Source organism: Streptomyces thermolilacinus SPC6 (assembly GCF_000478605.2).
GTDB lineage: Bacteria > Actinomycetota > Actinomycetes > Streptomycetales > Streptomycetaceae > Streptomyces > Streptomyces thermolilacinus.
In genome coordinates this window covers 69,271-86,082 of record NZ_ASHX02000001.1, presented here as the reverse complement: position 1 = coordinate 86,082, position 16,812 = coordinate 69,271, and the positions used below count along the sequence as shown (strand labels likewise).

The 16,812-nt window shown below is 74.2% G+C and carries 18 protein-coding genes and 1 pseudogene; 12 read left to right on the top strand and 7 right to left on the bottom strand.

The window, feature by feature from the left end:
- Positions 1–37: 37 nt before the first annotated feature.
- Positions 38–499, bottom strand: a complete 462-nt coding sequence (locus J116_RS00425) for a cupin domain-containing protein (protein WP_023591348.1) — start codon at positions 497–499, stop codon at positions 38–40.
- A 243-nt stretch (positions 500–742) separates the two neighbouring features.
- Between J116_RS00425 and J116_RS00420 the strand changes: the two genes are divergently transcribed.
- Positions 743–2,005 carry a glycoside hydrolase family 64 protein gene (locus J116_RS00420; RefSeq protein ID WP_023591349.1) on the top strand — a complete coding sequence of 421 codons (1,263 nt, stop codon included), beginning with the start codon at positions 743–745 and terminating at the stop codon, positions 2,003–2,005.
- 87 nt (positions 2,006–2,092) lie between these two features.
- On the opposite strand, the gene J116_RS00415 is transcribed toward J116_RS00420, so the two are convergent.
- Both J116_RS00415 and J116_RS00410 read right to left on the bottom strand, forming a co-directional pair.
- A complete protein-coding gene (locus J116_RS00415; RefSeq protein WP_023591350.1) occupies positions 2,093–2,956 on the bottom strand; it encodes a hypothetical protein in 864 nt (287 codons plus the stop codon).
- Positions 2,957–3,145: 189 nt separating this feature from the next.
- Entirely contained in the window at positions 3,146–3,550 is a 405-nt protein-coding gene (locus tag J116_RS00410; protein WP_139140448.1) for a hypothetical protein, read from the bottom strand.
- A 118-nt stretch (positions 3,551–3,668) separates the two neighbouring features.
- Here J116_RS00410 and J116_RS00405 point away from each other — a divergent pair, with 118 nt between their 5' ends.
- Entirely contained in the window at positions 3,669–4,289 is a 621-nt protein-coding gene (locus tag J116_RS00405) for a hypothetical protein (protein WP_079147835.1), read from the top strand.
- Between the two features lie 92 nt (positions 4,290–4,381).
- Here the strand turns inward: J116_RS00405 and J116_RS00400 are convergent, their stop codons facing one another.
- Positions 4,382–5,242, bottom strand: a complete 861-nt coding sequence (locus tag J116_RS00400; protein WP_023591353.1) for a S1 family peptidase — start codon at positions 5,240–5,242, stop codon at positions 4,382–4,384.
- Positions 5,243–5,474: 232 nt separating this feature from the next.
- On the opposite strand from J116_RS00400, the gene J116_RS00395 reads away from it, so the two are divergent.
- Positions 5,475–5,855 (top strand): hypothetical protein, encoded by a 381-nt coding sequence (locus J116_RS00395; RefSeq protein WP_139140447.1) that lies wholly within the window; start codon positions 5,475–5,477, stop codon positions 5,853–5,855.
- 161 nt (positions 5,856–6,016) lie between these two features.
- Positions 6,017–6,436 carry a PPOX class F420-dependent oxidoreductase gene (locus tag J116_RS00390; protein WP_023591355.1) on the top strand — a complete coding sequence of 140 codons (420 nt, stop codon included), beginning with the start codon at positions 6,017–6,019 and terminating at the stop codon, positions 6,434–6,436.
- Here J116_RS00390 and J116_RS00385 read toward each other — a convergent pair.
- Positions 6,414–7,115: an adenosylcobinamide amidohydrolase gene (locus tag J116_RS00385; RefSeq protein WP_023591356.1), complete on the bottom strand. Its 702-nt coding sequence runs from the start codon at positions 7,113–7,115 to the stop codon at positions 6,414–6,416. The two genes, J116_RS00390 and J116_RS00385, sit on opposite strands and share 23 nt — an antisense overlap.
- 268 nt (positions 7,116–7,383) lie before the next feature.
- Here J116_RS00385 and J116_RS00380 point away from each other — a divergent pair, with 268 nt between their 5' ends.
- The 6 genes and pseudogenes from J116_RS00380 (at position 7,384) to J116_RS30035 (ending at position 13,090) form a co-directional block, all read left to right on the top strand.
- On the top strand, positions 7,384–7,695 hold the full coding sequence (locus J116_RS00380) for a hypothetical protein (RefSeq protein WP_023591357.1): 312 nt from the start codon (positions 7,384–7,386) through the stop codon (positions 7,693–7,695).
- Positions 7,688–8,740, top strand: coding sequence for a polyprenyl synthetase family protein (locus tag J116_RS00375; RefSeq protein ID WP_023591358.1), 1,053 nt, complete (start codon positions 7,688–7,690; stop codon positions 8,738–8,740). Before J116_RS00380 ends, J116_RS00375 begins: the two co-directional genes overlap by 8 nt.
- A gap of 50 nt (positions 8,741–8,790) precedes the next feature.
- Positions 8,791–9,951 (top strand): oxygenase MpaB family protein, encoded by a 1,161-nt coding sequence (locus tag J116_RS00370; protein ID WP_023591359.1) that lies wholly within the window; start codon positions 8,791–8,793, stop codon positions 9,949–9,951.
- Between the two features lie 371 nt (positions 9,952–10,322).
- Positions 10,323–11,705, top strand: a pseudogene (locus tag J116_RS00365) (DUF7507 domain-containing protein); the annotation flags it as partial.
- A gap of 808 nt (positions 11,706–12,513) precedes the next feature.
- Positions 12,514–12,855 (top strand): DUF1360 domain-containing protein, encoded by a 342-nt coding sequence (locus J116_RS00360; RefSeq protein WP_023591361.1) that lies wholly within the window; start codon positions 12,514–12,516, stop codon positions 12,853–12,855.
- Between the two features lie 67 nt (positions 12,856–12,922).
- The gene (locus J116_RS30035) at positions 12,923–13,090 is read left to right on the top strand and encodes a hypothetical protein (protein WP_162850446.1); all 168 of its coding nucleotides are present in this window, start codon (positions 12,923–12,925) and stop codon (positions 13,088–13,090) included.
- A 167-nt stretch (positions 13,091–13,257) separates the two neighbouring features.
- Here the strand turns inward: J116_RS30035 and J116_RS00355 are convergent, their stop codons facing one another.
- Positions 13,258–13,482 carry a ferredoxin gene (locus J116_RS00355; RefSeq protein WP_023591363.1) on the bottom strand — a complete coding sequence of 75 codons (225 nt, stop codon included), beginning with the start codon at positions 13,480–13,482 and terminating at the stop codon, positions 13,258–13,260.
- The gene (locus tag J116_RS00350; protein ID WP_023591364.1) at positions 13,479–14,672 is read right to left on the bottom strand and encodes a cytochrome P450; all 1,194 of its coding nucleotides are present in this window, start codon (positions 14,670–14,672) and stop codon (positions 13,479–13,481) included. Before J116_RS00350 ends, J116_RS00355 begins: the two co-directional genes overlap by 4 nt.
- 119 nt (positions 14,673–14,791) lie before the next feature.
- Between J116_RS00350 and J116_RS31440 the strand changes: the two genes are divergently transcribed.
- Positions 14,792–15,802 carry a TetR/AcrR family transcriptional regulator gene (locus J116_RS31440; RefSeq protein ID WP_023591365.1) on the top strand — a complete coding sequence of 337 codons (1,011 nt, stop codon included), beginning with the start codon at positions 14,792–14,794 and terminating at the stop codon, positions 15,800–15,802.
- A 115-nt stretch (positions 15,803–15,917) separates the two neighbouring features.
- Positions 15,918–16,766, top strand: coding sequence for a DUF4328 domain-containing protein (locus tag J116_RS00340; RefSeq protein ID WP_023591366.1), 849 nt, complete (start codon positions 15,918–15,920; stop codon positions 16,764–16,766).
- Positions 16,767–16,812: the final 46 nt, after the last annotated feature.

Genomic DNA, 16,812 nt, shown 5'->3' with positions numbered 1-16,812 from the left:
GCGCGCCCGGCTCCTCACGGGGCGGATCGCCCGCCGCTCAGCGCAGGAACGGTGCGAGTTCGTCGCGCAGCGCGGGCAGGTGGGCGAAGTCGTCCGGTACGGCGAACCGGTGGTCCGTGTAGTCGAACCCCGGCGTCACGACCTCCGCCACCAGGGCGTGGTCGGCGGCGCCGACGAGCCGGGACGCCTTCCACACCCCGCCGGGGACGGCGAGGAACTGCCGGTCGCCGGTGCGCAGGGTGTCGCGCGCGAGGCGGCCGTCCGGGGGGACGGTGACGTACTCGACCGGACCGCCGTCGAGGAGGAAGTGGAGGATGTCGGCGCGGTTGCGGTGGAGGCGGCCGCACGGCTGGTCGCGGGTGAGCAGGTAGTGGATGGACGTTGCCGTCGGGCGAGGCCCGTGGGCGGTGCCGACGACGTGGGGGCTGGTGTAGATCCGCCGGAAGTACCCGCCTTCGGGGTGCGCTTCCAGACCCAGTCGGTGTCTCCAGTCCGGCACGGCCGCCTCGCTCTCCGTCGCGCGTACCCCGCCACCGTACGCGCCGGCGCAGTGAACGGCGCGTACGGCCCGCCGAAGCCCGCACCCTGACACCCCTCCCCGTCAACCACAGCCTGCGGACGCCAAGTTGTGAAGACAAAGCAAAACTGAGAGCGCTCTCAGCTCCATCCCTTGACCCTCCGGGCACACGCCGCCAGAGTGGGCCCACCCCCACCGCTCCTCCTCCCCACAAGGAGTGCATCCATGGCATCCGACACCCCCTCACGCCCGGCCGCCTCGCACCGGCTCCCCGCCCGCGGCCTGTCCCGCCGGTCCCTGCTCGCCGGTGGCGCGGCCGTCGCGGCGGCGACCGCGCTGGGCCTGCGGGACCGGGCGTCCGCGGCGCCCGCCACCTGCGAACTGGCCCTGGAGAACAGGTCGCTGCCCGGCACGGTCCACGCCTATGTCACCGGCCGCGAGCAGGGCACGGGCCGATGGGTCCTGCTGCGCCCGGGCGGCGGTGTGTACCGGCCCGAGTCGCCCGCCTCCACCCTGACCCCCCTGCCCGTGGACTGCGCGATACCCCTCCGTCCGGCCGGGGCGGGCCCGGTCGTGCTCACGCTGCCGCAGATGTACGGCGCCCGCGTCTACTTCGTACGCGACAACAAGCTGGACTTCTTCCTCAACCCGGGCCCGGCCCTGGTCGAACCGGCCTTCGCGACGCCCTCGGACCGCAACTACAGCCGGATCTGGTCGTTCGCGGAGTTCACCTTCAACCCGCAGCAGCTGTACGCCAACATCAGCTACGTCGATCTGGTGACCGCCCTGCCCATCGGCCTCACCCTCACCGGAGACGCCACCCACACGGTCGCGCCGCACCCGGTGGGCGCCGTGCAGCGGATCGCGGACGAGCTCGTCGCCCAGGCCGCACGTGACGGGCAGCCGTGGGACAAGCTGGTGATCCGCGCGTCGAACGGCTCGGTCCTCCGGGTGGTCTCCCCGCAGAACGTCATGGCGCCGTACTTCGACCGCCCCGACCAGATGCCGTTCCGCGACGCGCTCACCGGCTACATCGACCGGGTCTGGCAGAAGTACCGCACCACCGACCTGCGTATCGACCTCCAGGGTGGCCGCGGCGTGCGCACCGGCCGGGTCAACGGCGACGTCCTCACCTTCACCGGCGGCCACAGCTTCACCAGGCCCACGTCGCGGGACGTCTTCACCTGCAACCACGGACCGTTCGCCAACAACCCGGGCGACTCCGACGACCGCAAGGCGCTGCTCGCCCGGCTCGCGGCGGGTTTCAACCGCACGACGCTTCTCACCCACCCCGACCAGCCGAACGGCCCCGCCCCGTCCGACTACTACCGCGACCCGTCGACCAACCACTGGGCGCGCGCCGTCCACGCGCACACGCCCATCGGATACGCCTTCCCCTACGACGACGTACGCCCCGACGGCCGCCCGGACGTCTCGGGCGCCGCCCACGACGGCAACCCGCGCCGCTTCACCCTGACGGTCGGATAGCCGGGGCCGGTCGCGTGCCCCGGTGGCCGCGCGTCCCGACAGGAGGTCAAAGTCCTGTCGGGCGGCGGCCATTGGGGCGCGAAGGCGTCAGGGAGCCTTGGCCAGTTCGTAGACGTCCGGGGAGTCCGGGTCGCCGACGTACCGGTAGAGGACGACCCGCGCCCGGGTGCCGCCTATGTACCACGGGTCCCAGGCGCATGCCTCGACGGCGGTGTGGACCTTCTGCGCCCAGGCGTCCCGCGCCGCTTCGAACGTCCAGGTGCCCGCCCCGGCGCACTCTCCGACGCTCACGGCGAAGTCCGCGTCGAGGGAGTGGGTGGTCCCACCCGACACCGACACCGCGCCGTCCGCCGCGAACGTCACCGACCCGCCCCCGCCGTCCGTCCACGTCCCGACGAGCGCGTCCCGCGTGAGTACCGGAGGGCGGTACCGCTCCACCAGGCCCGTGTGCAGCGCGGCGCCGCCGACGGTGGCGGCGGACAGGACGGCCAGGGTCCCCCACAGCGCCACCGAGCCGAACACGCCCCGCCGCCTTACCCGGCAAAGCAGGGCGGGGACGGTGAGCAGAGCGGTGCCGACGAGCCACCAGCGCAGGGCGGTGAGCGGGCCCGCCCCCATCGCGGCGTACCCGCCCACGGGCGCGAGGCCGGCCGCCGCCACCAGCGGCACCCACCACCACGCCGCGCGGCCGCCGAAGCGCCGCCCCAGGACGTCGCTCAGCCATACGGTGGGCAGCACGAGCAGCCAGGAGACGGCTGCGCCGACGACCGCGCCGACCACGAGGAGGAACGGCAGGGTCAACGGCCCGAGGGTGAAGCCGGACCAGGGGTTCGGCACGGGCGTCTCGGCGCGGACCACCTCCACGACGAGCGCGAGCACCGCCTCCAGGAACAGCACCAGCATCGACACCAGGGCCATGTCGCCGTACGACCGTTCCTGCCCCACCGTCACCACCCCCTCCGCGCTTGGCGCGATCGTCGGCGCGCCCCCACGCGGAGCCGCGCCAACGTTCATCCTGCCAGAGCTTTTGAACGCGTTCGAACGAGGGTGGCCCTTCGGCGCGCACCGCCCGTACGCGGACGGAGGAGAAGGCCGGAACGCGGCCCCGCGGCCACGAGCGCGGGCCGACTGATCGATGCGCTAACCGCGCAGCATCTCGCGCGCTTCCCGGCTCACGGCGGGGTCGGCGTCCGACACCAGCACCGAGGCCAGGGCCTTCAGCCGCGCGAGGTCCTCGTCCGACTGGTGGCAGACGTTGCCGAGGGCGACGTCGAGGTGGTCGCCCGTGTCGTCGTCCGCGACGGCGAGCGCGGCCAGGACGAGGCGCAGCCCGTGGACGTCCCACCGTTCGAGCAGGGCTTCCGCCGTCTCCTGGGTGACCGCGGTGTCCTGGCCGTCCAGGAGCAGCCGGTGCAGCAGCCCGGCCACGTCGGGGTCCTGCGCCGCGGCGGCCAGGCGCCGTCCGGCCGCGGCCCGCGCGGCCCACGAGGGGGACCGCGCGTCCGGACGGGCTGAGTCCAAAGGGTCGTGGGGGTGGGGGGTCACCCCCGCATGCTGACACACGGCCCCGGGCGCCCGGTCCCCGGCCCGCCAGGAAACCCCTTCCGGCCCCCCGCGGCGAAGGGCGCCCGTGCGGTGGGCGAGACTGGGCCGGGTGATCGTGATGCACCCCGTCCTGGAGGCCGCCGCCCCCGACGGCTTCGCCCTGTGGCCCGTCGCGCACGTCGAGCCGTACGGCTTCCTGCCGCTGAGCGGCGAGCTGGCACCGTACGAGGTCGGGACGGCGCTCATGAGCATCGCCGCCTACAACGACCCCGCCGCCGGTCCCGGACGCCCCGCCGACGCGCTCGGCTCCTTCCTCCACGGACTGCTCACCGCGGAGGGCGCCCAGGCGCCGGGTGGCATGCGGGTCACGGACAGCTCCACCGGTGTCGCCTTCCTCCCCGGCTGCTGCAACGGCCTGGAGGAATGGCGTGACTGGTACGAGGTGCTCGACGGCGGCAGCGCCTGTTTCGGCCACGACCCCGACGCGTACGCCGAGCGCCTCGGCGACACCGTCCGGCTGACCGCGGACACCGGGCGGAGCGACGGCTCGGTGATCGACGTGCCCGTCAGCGAGCTGCGCCGCCTCCTGGAGGGTGCCGAGCGCGACCTCGCGGGGTTCCTCGCGCTCGCGGACGGCTGGATCTCCCGGTACCTGCCCGGTCATGCCGAGCCGGTCAAGTCCGCCCTGGCCCATGCCCTGGGGGTGCCCGCGTCGGCCGCCGTACCGCCCCGGCCGTAGAGACGGGCTCGGGCGGGCGGCCGTCCGGCCCCCGCGATGTCACCGGACGGGCGGGGTGCCGGACGGCCGACGTCACGGCGACGGCCGGTTCGCTACGGCTTGGGCAGGGCACAGCCCGGGCGGCTCAGGTCGATCTTGTTGCCGGTGCCGACGCACGGCGCGATCGTGTAGGTCTGCTGGGCGTAGTTGATGCCCTGGCGGACGGTCACGGTGCCGTTCTGGTCCACCTCGCACGGGTTGTTGAGGGTGCAGCGGCCGCCGGACTCGTTGCCGGTGTTGTTGACGGCGACGACCTTGCCGGTGGCGGTGTCGATCACGGGCGAGCCGGAGGTGCCGCCTATCGTGTCGCAGGCGGCGGTGTACCGGATGGAGTCGGTGAAGGTCCAGTCGCCTTCCTTGAGGCGGTAGGCGAAGCCGTCCACGGCGCAGCTGTAGATCCGCTTCCAGTACCCGGAGACGACCTTGATCGCCGCGCCCTGCGCGGGGCGGACCGTGTCCAGTTCGAGCGCCTTGATGCGGTAGCGGCTCTCGATCTGCCGGTAGGTCGTGGTGAGTTGGTACAGGGAGACGTCCGTGTCGGTCATCGTCGCGTACGCGATCTTGCTGGCCCGCAGGGTGGCGACACCCCGGCCCGACGAGTTGAGCAGGCTGAAGGTCCGGGTGGAGGGCCGGTCCACGACGACCACGCCGGGGCCCGGCATGCCGCCTTCCAGGCAGTGGCCGTTGGACAGCACCAGGGCCGGGTCGTCCGGCTGCGACTGGGGCAGCCGGACGACGGAGCCGGAGCAGTTGCTGAGGGCCACGGTCCCCGCGAAGTCCACCGTGACGGCCGAGGGGGCCGCCGCGGGGGCGGTGGCGGGTGCGGGAGCCTGGGCGGCGGTCGCCGCCGCCGGCGCGGCTCCGAGGCCCAGGAGCGCCAGAGCGAGCAGCGCACCGGCGAGGGGCTTCTTCATGTGGGGGGTCCTTCCTGCGGACGGATGGTCATGCGCATTCTTGGGAATGGACATGTCCCCGACAAGAAGTGGTTTTCGGTCAGTCGCCGGTAGTCAGTCGTCCGGTTGCCGGTTGCCGGTTGCCGGGCCGGTCGCCCCTCGCCGAGGCCGCTCCTGCCGCCGCCGGTGCGCGGGACAGCGCCCAGGCGTGCGGGAGCGGCCAAGGGGTAGTGGACACCGCACGATGACCTGATTGGATGGCCGCGTGATCCCGTCGAAGACGCGGGCCCGGCTGCGGGCCGTGGAACAGCAGCTGTCGGACCCGCCCCCCGCGCGGCTCGACGGGCAGACCGCGATACCCCTCGTGTGGCGGCAGGACGCGCTGTGGGCCGAGCCCGCGCCGGAACCCGATCCCGAACAGCCGTGCCCCGCCCCGGCCGCCGTACCCGGACCGGGTCCCGCACCCGAACCGGGCTCCGGTTCCGCGTCCGGCCCGCGATGGCGGGGGAAGCGTCGGCCACGGTCCCGTCGGCACGTGTTCGACGACCCGGCGCGACCGGCCACCCGCCCCCGCCGCGACTACGTGCACGGCCGCCGCGTCGTCCTCGTCGCACCGCTCGGCGAGTACGTGTGACCGACGGTCTTCCCGGGCCAGGACCCGGACACGGCACCGGCACGCCGATTCGTACGAACGGCGCAACACGTACGGGAGCGGGGTGGCGTTCAGGGGCATGCGTACGCTGACGAACCGGTCCGGCGGGACGGCCGGACCGGGCCGACCGAGGAGGACCCGTCATGTCCAAGCCCCCGCTGCCCGACGAAGCCGTCGCCATGCTCCGCAAGCCCAACCCGGCCGTGCTCGCCACGCTCCGCTCCGACGGCCGGCCCGTCTCGACGGCGACCTGGTACCTGTGGGAGGACGACGGGCGGGTACTGATCAACATGGACGAGGGCCGCAAGCGGCTGGCCCACATCCGCCGCGACCCGCGCGTCACGCTCACCGTGCTGGACGAGAAGTCCTGGTACACCCATGTGAGCCTGATCGGCCGGGTGGTGGAGGTGCGCGACGACGAGGGGCTGGCCGATATCGACCGGCTCTCCCGGCACTACCTCGGCAAGGACTACAAGCTGCGGGACCGCGGCCGGGTCAGCGCCCGGATCGAGGTGGAGCGCTGGCACGGCTGGGGCGCGCTCAAGGACAACGACCAGCCGTGACGGGCGGCGCGGCGCCGCGTACCGCCGCGTGCACCGCGCGGGCCAGCCGCGCGCCCCACTCGGAGCGCGGTCCGGCGAAGGCGTGGACGTCCTCGCCGGGGCGCGGCGTGCGCGCGGCGACGCACACCGCGTCGGTGGGCGTGCCGGAGCAGTCGTAACCGGCGTCCAGCAAGGCCTGCACCTTCGCCTCGGTCGCCGTGGCCACGGCGTTGACCAGCGCGGCGTCGGTCAGCGCCACCGGCACCGCGACGACGATGTTGACCGTGCCCGGCCCCGCCGGAACAGCCGTGCCCCGGGCCGGGGAGGCGGCCCAGCCCCGCACCCCGAGGCCCGCGGTGGCGACCGCGCCGACACCGCCGTCGGCCGCGCGGCCGTACCGCGACACGTCCGCGGCCGTCATCAGCCCCACCCCGGGCCCTCGCGCACCCGCGTCGGCGGCCAGCAGGGCCAGGTGACGGTCCGGGTCGGTGCGCCGGTAGCCGTGGGACACCTGCGCGTTGAGGGCCCACGCGCGCTCGCCGATGCCGCCGCCCAGGACGGCGCTGCTGACCATCCGCCAGCCGCCGCCCGCCCGCCAGAGCAGGGCGTGCAGCCGCTCGCCGTCCTCGTCGCGCGTCAGCCGCCGGACGGGCAGCGGCCCCGTGCCGCAGTCGCGAGAGGGTGGGACGGTGGCGGTCACCGGGCGCTCCTTGTCGAAACGGCTCGTCGGAGGGGGAACCGGCTGATCGTACGCGCAGTTCAGGCCGGCCCCCCCTACGCCCCGGCCGCCACGTTCCCCTACGCCCCGGCCCGCCCCGTCGCTCCCCCCACGCCCGGCACAGTTACCGCACACACATACGGAGTGATCACTCGTTGGTGAGTTCCCGCCCTCCACCCCGCACCGGATCGTGAGGCTGTCGCGGGGCGGCCGTCGAAGCGCCGCCCGGCAGCCGGTGCGGAGGAGGGTCATGGGGGACGACAGCGGACGCGGCAGCGGCCCGCAGGAACAGGCGGTCCTGCTGGTGGCGGGGCTCGCCGACGTGGCCCTGAGCACCGTACGGTCGGCCGTGGGGACGTTCCGGGGGCTGCTGCGCCGCTCCGACCTGCCGGACCTGGCGTCCGACACCGAACGGGACCTCACGGCGCGCGGCCGGCTGCTCCTGGACCGGTGGGCGGCCATGCCGCCGCCGCACCTGGAGACGCTCGCCCGGCACGCCGCCGCCCGCCGCGAGGGCGCGGAACAGGGTGCGCCATCGTCACCCCGCACCGACGGTGACTGACCGGTACGAGCCCGCCGCCTTCAAGGCCCGCGTGGACGAGGTGCTGGCCGGGTTCACCGCGCGCGAGGCGGACGAGCTGGGCGCGGTGGACCCGGAACTGCGCCCGGTCGCCGACCGGCTGGAGGCGGCGGTGGCGCACGGCAAGCGGCTGCGGGCGGCGTTCTGCTACTGGGGCTGGCGCGCGGCGGGCCAGCCCGACAGCGACGCCCTGCTCCGCGCGGCGGCCTCCATGGAACTGGTGCACGCCGCCGCCGTCGTGCACGACGACCTGATCGACGACAGCCCCCTGCGGCACGGCCGCCCCACCGCGCACGTCGCCCTGCGGGAGGCACTCGGGAGCCGCCCGCACGCAACCGGCGCCGCCCGGTCCCTCGCCATGCTCGTGGGCGACCTGCTGATGGCGCTGGCCGGGCAGCTGTTCGCGTCCAGCGGCCTGCCCGCCGCGTACCTGGCCCGCGCACGGCCGCTGTGGGGCGCCCTGGCCCGTGAGCTGGTCGCGGGGGAGTGCCTGGAGATCCTGCGCACCGGCAGGCCCCCGGACACGGCCGCGTCGCTGAAGGTCGTCCGGTACAAGACCGCCAAGTACACCGTCGAGCAGCCGCTGCTCATCGGCGGCCTCCTCGCCGGGGCGGGGGAGCGGCTGCGCGAGGGCTACTCGGCGTACGGGCTGCCGCTCGGCGAGGCGTTCCAGCTCCGCGACGACCTGCTCGGCCTGTTCGGCGACCCCCGCCGTACCGGCAAGGCCAACGCGGACGACCTGCGCGGCCACCGCCCGACCGCGCTCCTCGCCGAGACCTGGGCCGCGGCGGACGACACGGACCGGGCACGGCTGCGCGCCCTGCTGGGCCGTGCCGACCTGGACGCGGACGGCCTGCGCGAGGTGCGCGAGGTGATGCGCCGCCTCAAGGCCCCCGAGCGCGTCGAGCGGATGATCGCCGCCCGCGTCGAGGAGGCCACGCGCGCCGTGCACGACATGGACGTCCCCCCGCACGCCGCCACGGCCCTGACCGCGCTCGCCCAGGCGGCGGCGGTCCGCCGGTACTGACGCGACCGCGCCCCGCCGGGCGAGGACAACGAGGAGCAAGGAGCCCCGCGATGACGTACACCGAGGCGTCGATGGACGCCCTGCGGACCGTCGGCGACGAACTCGCCGACGCGACCGTGGCGACCCTCTTCGAGCGGGGGGAGGTGGGGAAGTTCAACACGCTGATGCGGTACGTCTCCACCGTCGGCGCCCCGCTCCCCGACGGGCTGCCCGACGTCGCCCGCGAGTACCTCCAGCAGACCGCCGCGCCGCCGCCGTGGGTGGACTGGGGCGAGATGGAGAAGGCCCGGCTGTTCTTCACCGACAACAACGTGCACATCTCCACCGCCCTGTCGTTCGCGTCCATGCCCGCCTGCTACGTCGTCCCGCACGTGGCGCGGCTCCTGTCGGCGACGCACTCGCTGAAGTACCCGTCCAAACGCATGGCGGAGACCGGCCAGTTCACCGTCTACCTGATGCGGCCCGACGCGTTCGAGGCGGGCAGCCGCTTCGTCCCGGCCGCCCAGAAGGTGCGGCTCCTGCACGCCGCCATCCGGCACCACCTGCGCCGCGAGGACCGCTGGGACGTGGCCGCGCTGGGCACGCCGATCTGCCAGGAGGACATGATCGGCGGCCAGATGCTGTTCTCGCTGCTGGTGCTGGACAGCCTCCACCGGCTGGGCATCCACATGTCCACCGAGGGCGCGGAGGCGTACTTCTACGCCTGGCGCGTCGTCGGCGCCATGCTCGGCGTCGACCAGGCCGCCTCGCCGGCGACCCTTCAGGACGCCCGCCGGTTCCTCGACCTGTACATGGTCCGGCACATGGGCCCCTCGCCGGAGGGCGCCGAACTCACCAGGCAGCTCATCGACCTGTACGAGGAGGTCGTGCCGGGCACCTTCTTCGACCCGGTCGTCTCCGCCCTCGTCCGGTATCTGATCGGTGACACGTGCGCGGACTGGCTGGACGTGCCGCGCACCCCCTGGGACACGGTCGTGAAGGCGGCTCCGCACCTCCTCGGCGTCCTGGAGCGCCTGGAGGACCGCGCGCCGATGGCCGCCTGGGCGCTGGACCGGATCGGCCACCTCACGACCGTCTTCGAACTGTCCTCCCTCACCAGGGGCCGCGTCATGCACTACGCCATCCCGGATGAGCTGAAGAAGGACTACGGCGTCACCAGCTCCGTCCCCGTCAACCGCCGCTGGACACCGCCGCCCCCGACCGTCGGCTGAACGCCGCCGACACCCCCGTGGGAAACCGACCGGGGCGTCAACGGCGAGCCGCTGCACATCAGTCGATCGAGTGGTGTGTCGCGCCTGGCGGGGCGGGTGTTCCGGCCAATCGCGCCGGGGCGGCTGGTCGCACTGGAACACCTGCGCCATACGTGACATGAACGCGACGGACGCGCTGCGCGGCACGCCGTTCCGTGTCCCGTACACACGCCGTCAAACCCCGGACGTGCGGATGGCCGGGACCCGCGCCCGGTCACTGTCCGCCCATCCCGCGATGCGCTGTCCTTCCCCTGCCACCGGCCGCGCCGGGCCGCGTTCCCACGTGCCCCGCCCGGTGGCCCCGACCAGGCAGTACCAAAGGGGGAACGACCGTGACCACACCCATCCCGCTGCGCGTGGCGCTCGTCAACGGCAGCTTCGAGGAGCCGTCCGTCACCGGCGTCGAGTTCCTGCCGGACGCCTCCCAGACGCAGGCGCCCCGCCGGGTCCCCGGCTGGCTCACCACCGCACCCGACCACCTGATCGAACTGTGGCGCTCCGGCTTCAACGGCGTACCGGCCGCCGACGGCGCCCAGTTCGCCGAGCTCAACGCCAACCACGTCTCCACGCTCTACCAGGACCTGCCCACCACCCCCGGCACCACCCTGTACTGGCGGCTCTACCACCGCGGGCGGCTCGGCCAGGACACGATGGCCCTGGACATCGGCGCGCCCGGGGCGGCCGTCGAGCAGCGCCGGTTCACCGACGGCACCAGCGCCTGGGGCTACTACACCGGCACCTACACCGTGCCGCCCGGCCAGACGACGACCCGGTTCGCCTTCCGCTCCATCGCCGCGGCCGGCGGCAACCAGGGCGTCGGCAACTTCCTCGACGGGGTGTTCTTCGGCACCGCACCCCTCGTGGTGCTCACCAAGACCGCCGTACCCGAGGGCCCGCTGGAGGTCGGCGACGTCATCACGTACCGCGTCACCGCCCGCAACGAAGGCGGCGGCGCCGCCGAGAACCTGGTCCTGACCGACGCCGTCCCGGCCGGGACCACCTACCTGCCGGGCTCCCTGCGCATCGTGGACGGCCCCAACACGGGGCCCAAGACCGACCGGACCGGCGACGACCAGGCGTACTTCGATGCCCAGGGCAACCGGGTCGTCTTCCACCTCGGCAACGGCGCCACCAGCGGGCAGGCCGGCGGCCTCCCCAACACCGAGACCCTGCCCGGCGGCACCACCGTCGAGTACCGCGTCACCATCGACGAGGCCAGCGCCGGCGGCCGCGTCACCAACACCGCCACCGCCACCTACGAGAACCGCCTCGGCGACATCCCCGAGCCGCTCACCGCCACCTCGAACGAGACCGTCACCGAGGTCCGCGCGGCAGCCGACCTCCGCGTGGTCAAGTCCGCCGACGCGACCACCGTCACCGTCGGCCAGACCGTCACCTACCGCGTCACCGTCCGCAACACCGGCCCCAACGACGCCACCGGCGTCACCCTCACCGACCAGCTCCCCGAGAACCTCGTCCACGTCTCCTCCACCGCCACCACCGGCTCCTACGACCCCGCCACCGGCCGCTGGACCGTCGGGGACCTCGCCGAAGGCGCCACCGCCACCCTCACCCTGCGCGCCAAGGCCACCGCGGCCGGCCCCCTCACCAACACCGCCACCGCCGACGGCAACGAGACCGACCCCCGCCCCGGCAACAACACCGACGCGGTCACCATCTGCGTCGAGGACGCCGCCCCCTGCGACCCCTGCGCGAAACCCTGCCCGCCCGCCCCCTGCCCGCCCGACGACCCCTGCGCGCGGGGGGACATCGCCCCCGGCCCCTGCAACGCCCTGGAGTGCACGCCCACCGGGCTGCTCGTCCCGCGCACCCGCGTCCTCGGCGCCTCCGGGCCCGCCCCGGCCCGCATCGCCGACAACCGGCAGTCCGTCGATGTCGTCGTCACACCCCCGGCCGCCGACGCCTGCCCGCAGGACTACCGGCTCCGCGCCTACCTCACCCCGGTACGCGGCGAGGCCGGCCCCGTCGCCGACGTCGATCTGCGGCCCACCCGCCTCAACGACACCTGGGCGAACACGCCCCTCCAGGTCACGCTTCCCCACCCCGGCGTGTACCTCGTCCTCGGCGACATCGACACGCAGATCTGCGCGACCATCGACTACGGCGGCGGTACGAACCTGTGGACGCAGGTCCGCCTCGTCCACGTGCAGAGCGGCGCGGTCGAACTCGGCGCCCGCCAGTCGGCGCAGCACCAGTTCCGCGCCGCCCCCGACACCCGCTTCCAGCACTGCATGCACGGCCCGACCTCCCTGAACGGACTGGTCACCGTCTCCGCCGCCCAAGGGTCGAAGACGGTCCGCGTCCAGGCCATCCTCCGAGGCGGCGGCCCCGGCGACGGCCTCGACGACGCCACCATCGAGAGCTCCCGCTTCCACGGCGAGCGCTCCTACCTGACGTACGTCAAGATCGCCGACTGACCCCGGAGCGAGCCCGCCCCCGCCACGGGGGCGGGCGTCTCCAGCTCCTGGGCCGCCCGACGGACCCTCAGCGAAAGGGGCCACGGTGCTCGACGCCACCGAACTCGCGCTGCTCGGCCTCGCCGGTTACCGCGCGACCCGGCTCGCCGTCCACGACACGATCCTCGACCCCGCCAGAACCCGCGTCCTCGCCTGGCGCCGGCGACGCCCCGGCTCCGCGCCACGCACCGCCGCCGTCACCCTCGTCTCGTGCGTGTATTGCATGGGCTGGTGGCTGTGCGGCGCTTTGCTGGCCGTGTACCTGCTCGCCACCGGCCGGTTCCACGACGCGCCGCTCCTCGTCCACGGCGTCGAGTGGCTGGCCGTCGCCGGAGCAGCGGCCCTGCTGAACCGCGTGGACGACACCCTCGGCCGGACGGCCGGGTGACCCCCAGAACCCCGAACCGGAACAGGACCCGTACCGAAGGAGCCGTACGGGCGGAAGGGAGCGGACCATGGCCTGTGGGTGCGAACGGAGGCGCCAGGAGTGGGAGGTGGTCACCCCGGCGGGGGAGGTGGTCTTCACCTCCCGCGACCGGCCCACCGCGGAGACCGTGGCCCGGCACTACCCGGGGAGCACCGTCCGCGAGAAGCTGCCCTCCCACCCGGACCCGGACTCCTGAGCATGAGCACCCGGGGGCCTCGCCATCAGGGCAGACAGCCCCCCGTCCGCCCCGAGCCCGCCCGGACATGGGAAGGGCCCGCCCCCGTGACCGGGAGCGGGCCCGGCTCACCCTCCGTCTCCGCTGTCAGGCCGAGCCGCCCGCGGCCGGGACGGGCCGACCCGGTGTCAGGGGCGGGGCCCCAGCGTCCTCGTACCGTCGCGGACCGTGATGGCCAGTGCCGGGCACGAGTCCGCGGCGTCCAGGGCCCGTTCGTCCTGCGGGATCCGCGCACGGACCGGCTCCGCGTACGTACCCTCCAGCCGGAACAGCTCCGGCGCGAGCGCCGCGCACATCCCGGAGCCCATGCACAGCCCCGGATCGACCTCGACCGTCCAGTCCACCGCCGTCACCACCCCACCGGCATCTCGCGCGGCCCGCGGACCAGCATCTGGTTCTTCCACACGACGTCACCCGCGATGTGCAGGTCCGGGAACCGCGTCAGCAGCGCCAGCAGCGCCTCCTGGAGCTCCAACCGCGCCAGGGGAGCGCCGAGGCAGTGGTGGACGCCGTGCCCGAACCCCAGGTGCTGCACGTGCGTGCGCGTGATGTCGAGCCGCCCGGGCGCGGTGAACTTCAGCGCGTCCCGGTTGGCCGCGCCCACCGCGACGAGCACCGGCTCCCCTGCCCGTACGAGGGTGCCGCCCACCTCGATGTCCTCCGTGGCGTACCGGGGGAAGGCGGCCCCGCTGCCGAGCGGGACGAACCGCAGCAGCTCCTCCACCGCGCCCGCGATCAGCTCCGGCCGCTCCCGCAGCAGCGCCAGCTGGTCGGGGTGCTCCAGCAGCGCGTACACGAAGTTCGGGATCTGGCTCGCCGTGGTCTCGTGCCCGGCGATCAGCAGGCCCACGCACAGATCGACCAGCTCCAGCTCGGTGAGCCGGTCGTCCGTGTCACGGGCGTCGATCAGCGCGGTCATCAGGTCCGGGCGCGGGTTCTCCCGGTGCTCCTGGACCAGACCTGCCATGTACGTCCGCAGTTCCTCCCGGTTGCCGAAGAACTCCTCGGCCGTCAGCGAGCTCGTCGAGAGCGCCGCGTCGCTCCACACCCGGAACCTCGGCTGGTCCTCCTCCGGGACGCCCAGCATCCGGCAGATCACGGCGACGGGGATCGGCAGCGCGTAGTGCTCGACCAGGTCGAGCGGCGGACCCGCGGCCTCCATCCGGTCCAGGAAGCCGTGCGTCAGCTCGCGGACCTCCGGGCGGAGCTTCTCGACCCGGTGCATCGTGAACGCCTTCGCCACGAGCGTGCGCAGGCGGGTGTGCTCCGGCGGGTCCATGCTCAGGATGCCCGCGTCCTGCTGCGCCTCCGACTGGCGCGGCTCGTCGTGCAGGCGGGCGTCGGCCCGGCTGAAGCGCCGGTCCCCGAGGACGAGACGGGCGTCGGCGTACCGGGTGGCCAGCCAGGCGGGCTCGCCGTAGGTCATGCGGACGCGTAACAGGCCGGGCCGCTCCAGCGCCTCCGTGTACGCCTCGGCGAGGCCGAGCCCCTCGGGCTCGTTGAACGGATAGGCGAGCGGCGTCTCTTCGCGTGCGGTCGTCACGGGGGAAACCTCCCTGGTGTAAGCAGCTGCTTACCAACCTAGAGTTGGCCCCGGCGGCGGTCAACGGCGCCTCGTGGGCCCCCGTTCGGGGCAGCGGACGACGGAGGAGAGGGGACTGGGTGGAGTCCGGCAGGACGTTGAGCGGGACCGCGCACCCGGCGAACGGCGCGGCACCCGAAGACGACCCGGCACGCCCGGTCGGCGGCGCGGCGTCGCCCGAGCCCCGGAGCCGGTCCCGGACCCGCGACCAGACGAGCGATCGGACCCGGACCCGGACCGATCCCACGGCCCGGGCCCAGGCCAGGGAGGAGGTCCGGACCGAGCCCACGGCCCCGGTCCATGCCAAGGAGGAGAACCGGACCGAGGCGGCGGCAGAGCCCCCGGCCAGGGAGCGGGGTACGAGCCGGCGCCCCGCCCCGGGCCGGCAGCGGCCCCGGCGGGCGCGCGGCGGCGGGCCGACACGGGAGCGGCTGCTGGCCGCCGCGTCGGAGCTGTTCGCCGAGCGCGGGTACGAGCGGGCGACCGTCCGGGACATCGCGGCCCGCGCGGGCGTCAACCAGGCCCTGCTGTTCCGCCACTTCGGCTCGAAGCGGGCCCTGTTCGGCGAGGCGGTGTCCCGCGGCGGCCTGGAACAGCTGCGTACGACCCCTCCCGAACAGCTCCTGGAGGCCATTCTGACCGGCATGCTCGCGGCCCCGCCGGACCAGGACGGCGACGCGACCGGGGCCGCCCGGTCCCTGGAGACGCTCCTGCGCTCGGTCGGCGCGCAGGACGAGGTGGCGGCGGCAGTCGCGTCCCTCGGCACCGACTACGCCCGCGTCCTCGCCACGCTCGGCGACACCGACGACCGCGAGCTCCGCGCCGACCTCGCCCTCGCCTGGCTGCTCGGCATCGGCCTGATGCGCGTCGTCATCCGCAAGCAGCCACTCGCCGACGCGGACCCCGCCGAGGTGACCCGTCTCGTCACCGACACCGTGACCCGCCTCCTGAAAGACCCCGACCGGCAGCGCACCCCCGGCGAAAACCCCGGAACGGCACCTCCCGGTGACGAAGCCACAGCTCGTCACCGCACCGGACCGCCCGCGCCCGCGCCGGGAATCCCGCTGGACGGGCACCGGGCCCGCACGTAAGGTCGTCCAGCCGCGCGGGGAACCTGGGGGAGGCTCCGTTCCGCTTCTGGCTGCTTCCTTGCCCGACACCGTGGGGGGTCTCTCCGTCATGTCCTGCTCCAGATGTGCCACACCCGTGGACGCCAGCGCGTCCGCTCTCTGCCCGGGATGCGAGGCCGCCGACCGGTCCGCCCCGGAGGCCGCCGCCCTTCCCGCCCCGGCGGCCGTCGGCGCGACCGCGCCGGGCCTCACCGCCCCGGCGCCCGCCGCCCCGCCCTCGTGGGCACCGGCACCCGTCAAGCCGCTCCGTTCGATCGTCGGCCTGTCGTACGGTGTGACCGGGCTCCTCGTGCTCGTCGCGCTGCTCGACGCCCTGGCCGTCTACGCCGCGCTGAACTCCTACACGGTGATCGGGGAGCTCTACACGGCGGACCTGGACCAGTACGCCGCGCTCACCGCGACGGCGAACCAGGCCGACACGCTGATGTACTTCTCCTCCTCCTTCTCGCTGACGGCCCTGATCGCCACCGGGATCGTCTTCATCGTGTGGTTCCACCGGGCCCGCACCAACGCAGAGGTGTTCGGCCCCGCCGAACAGCGCCGCACCCCCGGCTGGGCGATCGGCTCCTGGTTCATCCCCATCGCCAACCTGTGGATCCCCCGCAAGATCGCCGGAGACATCTGGGACGCGAGCGAACTCGACAAGCGAGCTCCGCGCGCGGTCCTCAACACCTGGTGGACGCTCTGGGTCCTGGCCTCGCTGGCCGGCCGTAGCGCCGAACGCCTGTGGGAACGCGCCGAGGAGTACGACGCCATCCGGCGGGCCGCCCTGGGCCTGGCGGCGAGCAGCGCGCTCGACCTCGTGGCGGCCGTGGCGGCCGTCCTGTTCGTCCGGCGGCTGACGGCCATGCAGCACGCCAAGGCGCTGGCGGGCCGCCCCCGGCAGCCGGAACCCGCGGCGGTGACGGCGACGGCGACGAGCTGACGCACGCAGGCGAAAGGCCCGTCAGGGACGCACCCCCGGCGGGCCC

Coding starts and splice junctions, on each gene's coding strand:
- J116_RS00420 (WP_023591349.1), top strand. CDS start 743: ATGGCATCCGACACCCCCTCACGCCCGGCCGCCTCGCACCGGCTCCCC.
- J116_RS00405 (WP_079147835.1), top strand. CDS start 3,669: ATGCACCCCGTCCTGGAGGCCGCCGCCCCCGACGGCTTCGCCCTGTGG.
- J116_RS00400 (WP_023591353.1), bottom strand. CDS start 5,242: ATGAAGAAGCCCCTCGCCGGTGCGCTGCTCGCTCTGGCGCTCCTGGGC.
- J116_RS00390 (WP_023591355.1), top strand. CDS start 6,017: ATGTCCAAGCCCCCGCTGCCCGACGAAGCCGTCGCCATGCTCCGCAAG.
- J116_RS00380 (WP_023591357.1), top strand. CDS start 7,384: ATGGGGGACGACAGCGGACGCGGCAGCGGCCCGCAGGAACAGGCGGTC.
- J116_RS00370 (WP_023591359.1), top strand. CDS start 8,791: ATGACGTACACCGAGGCGTCGATGGACGCCCTGCGGACCGTCGGCGAC.
- J116_RS30035 (WP_162850446.1), top strand. CDS start 12,923: ATGGCCTGTGGGTGCGAACGGAGGCGCCAGGAGTGGGAGGTGGTCACC.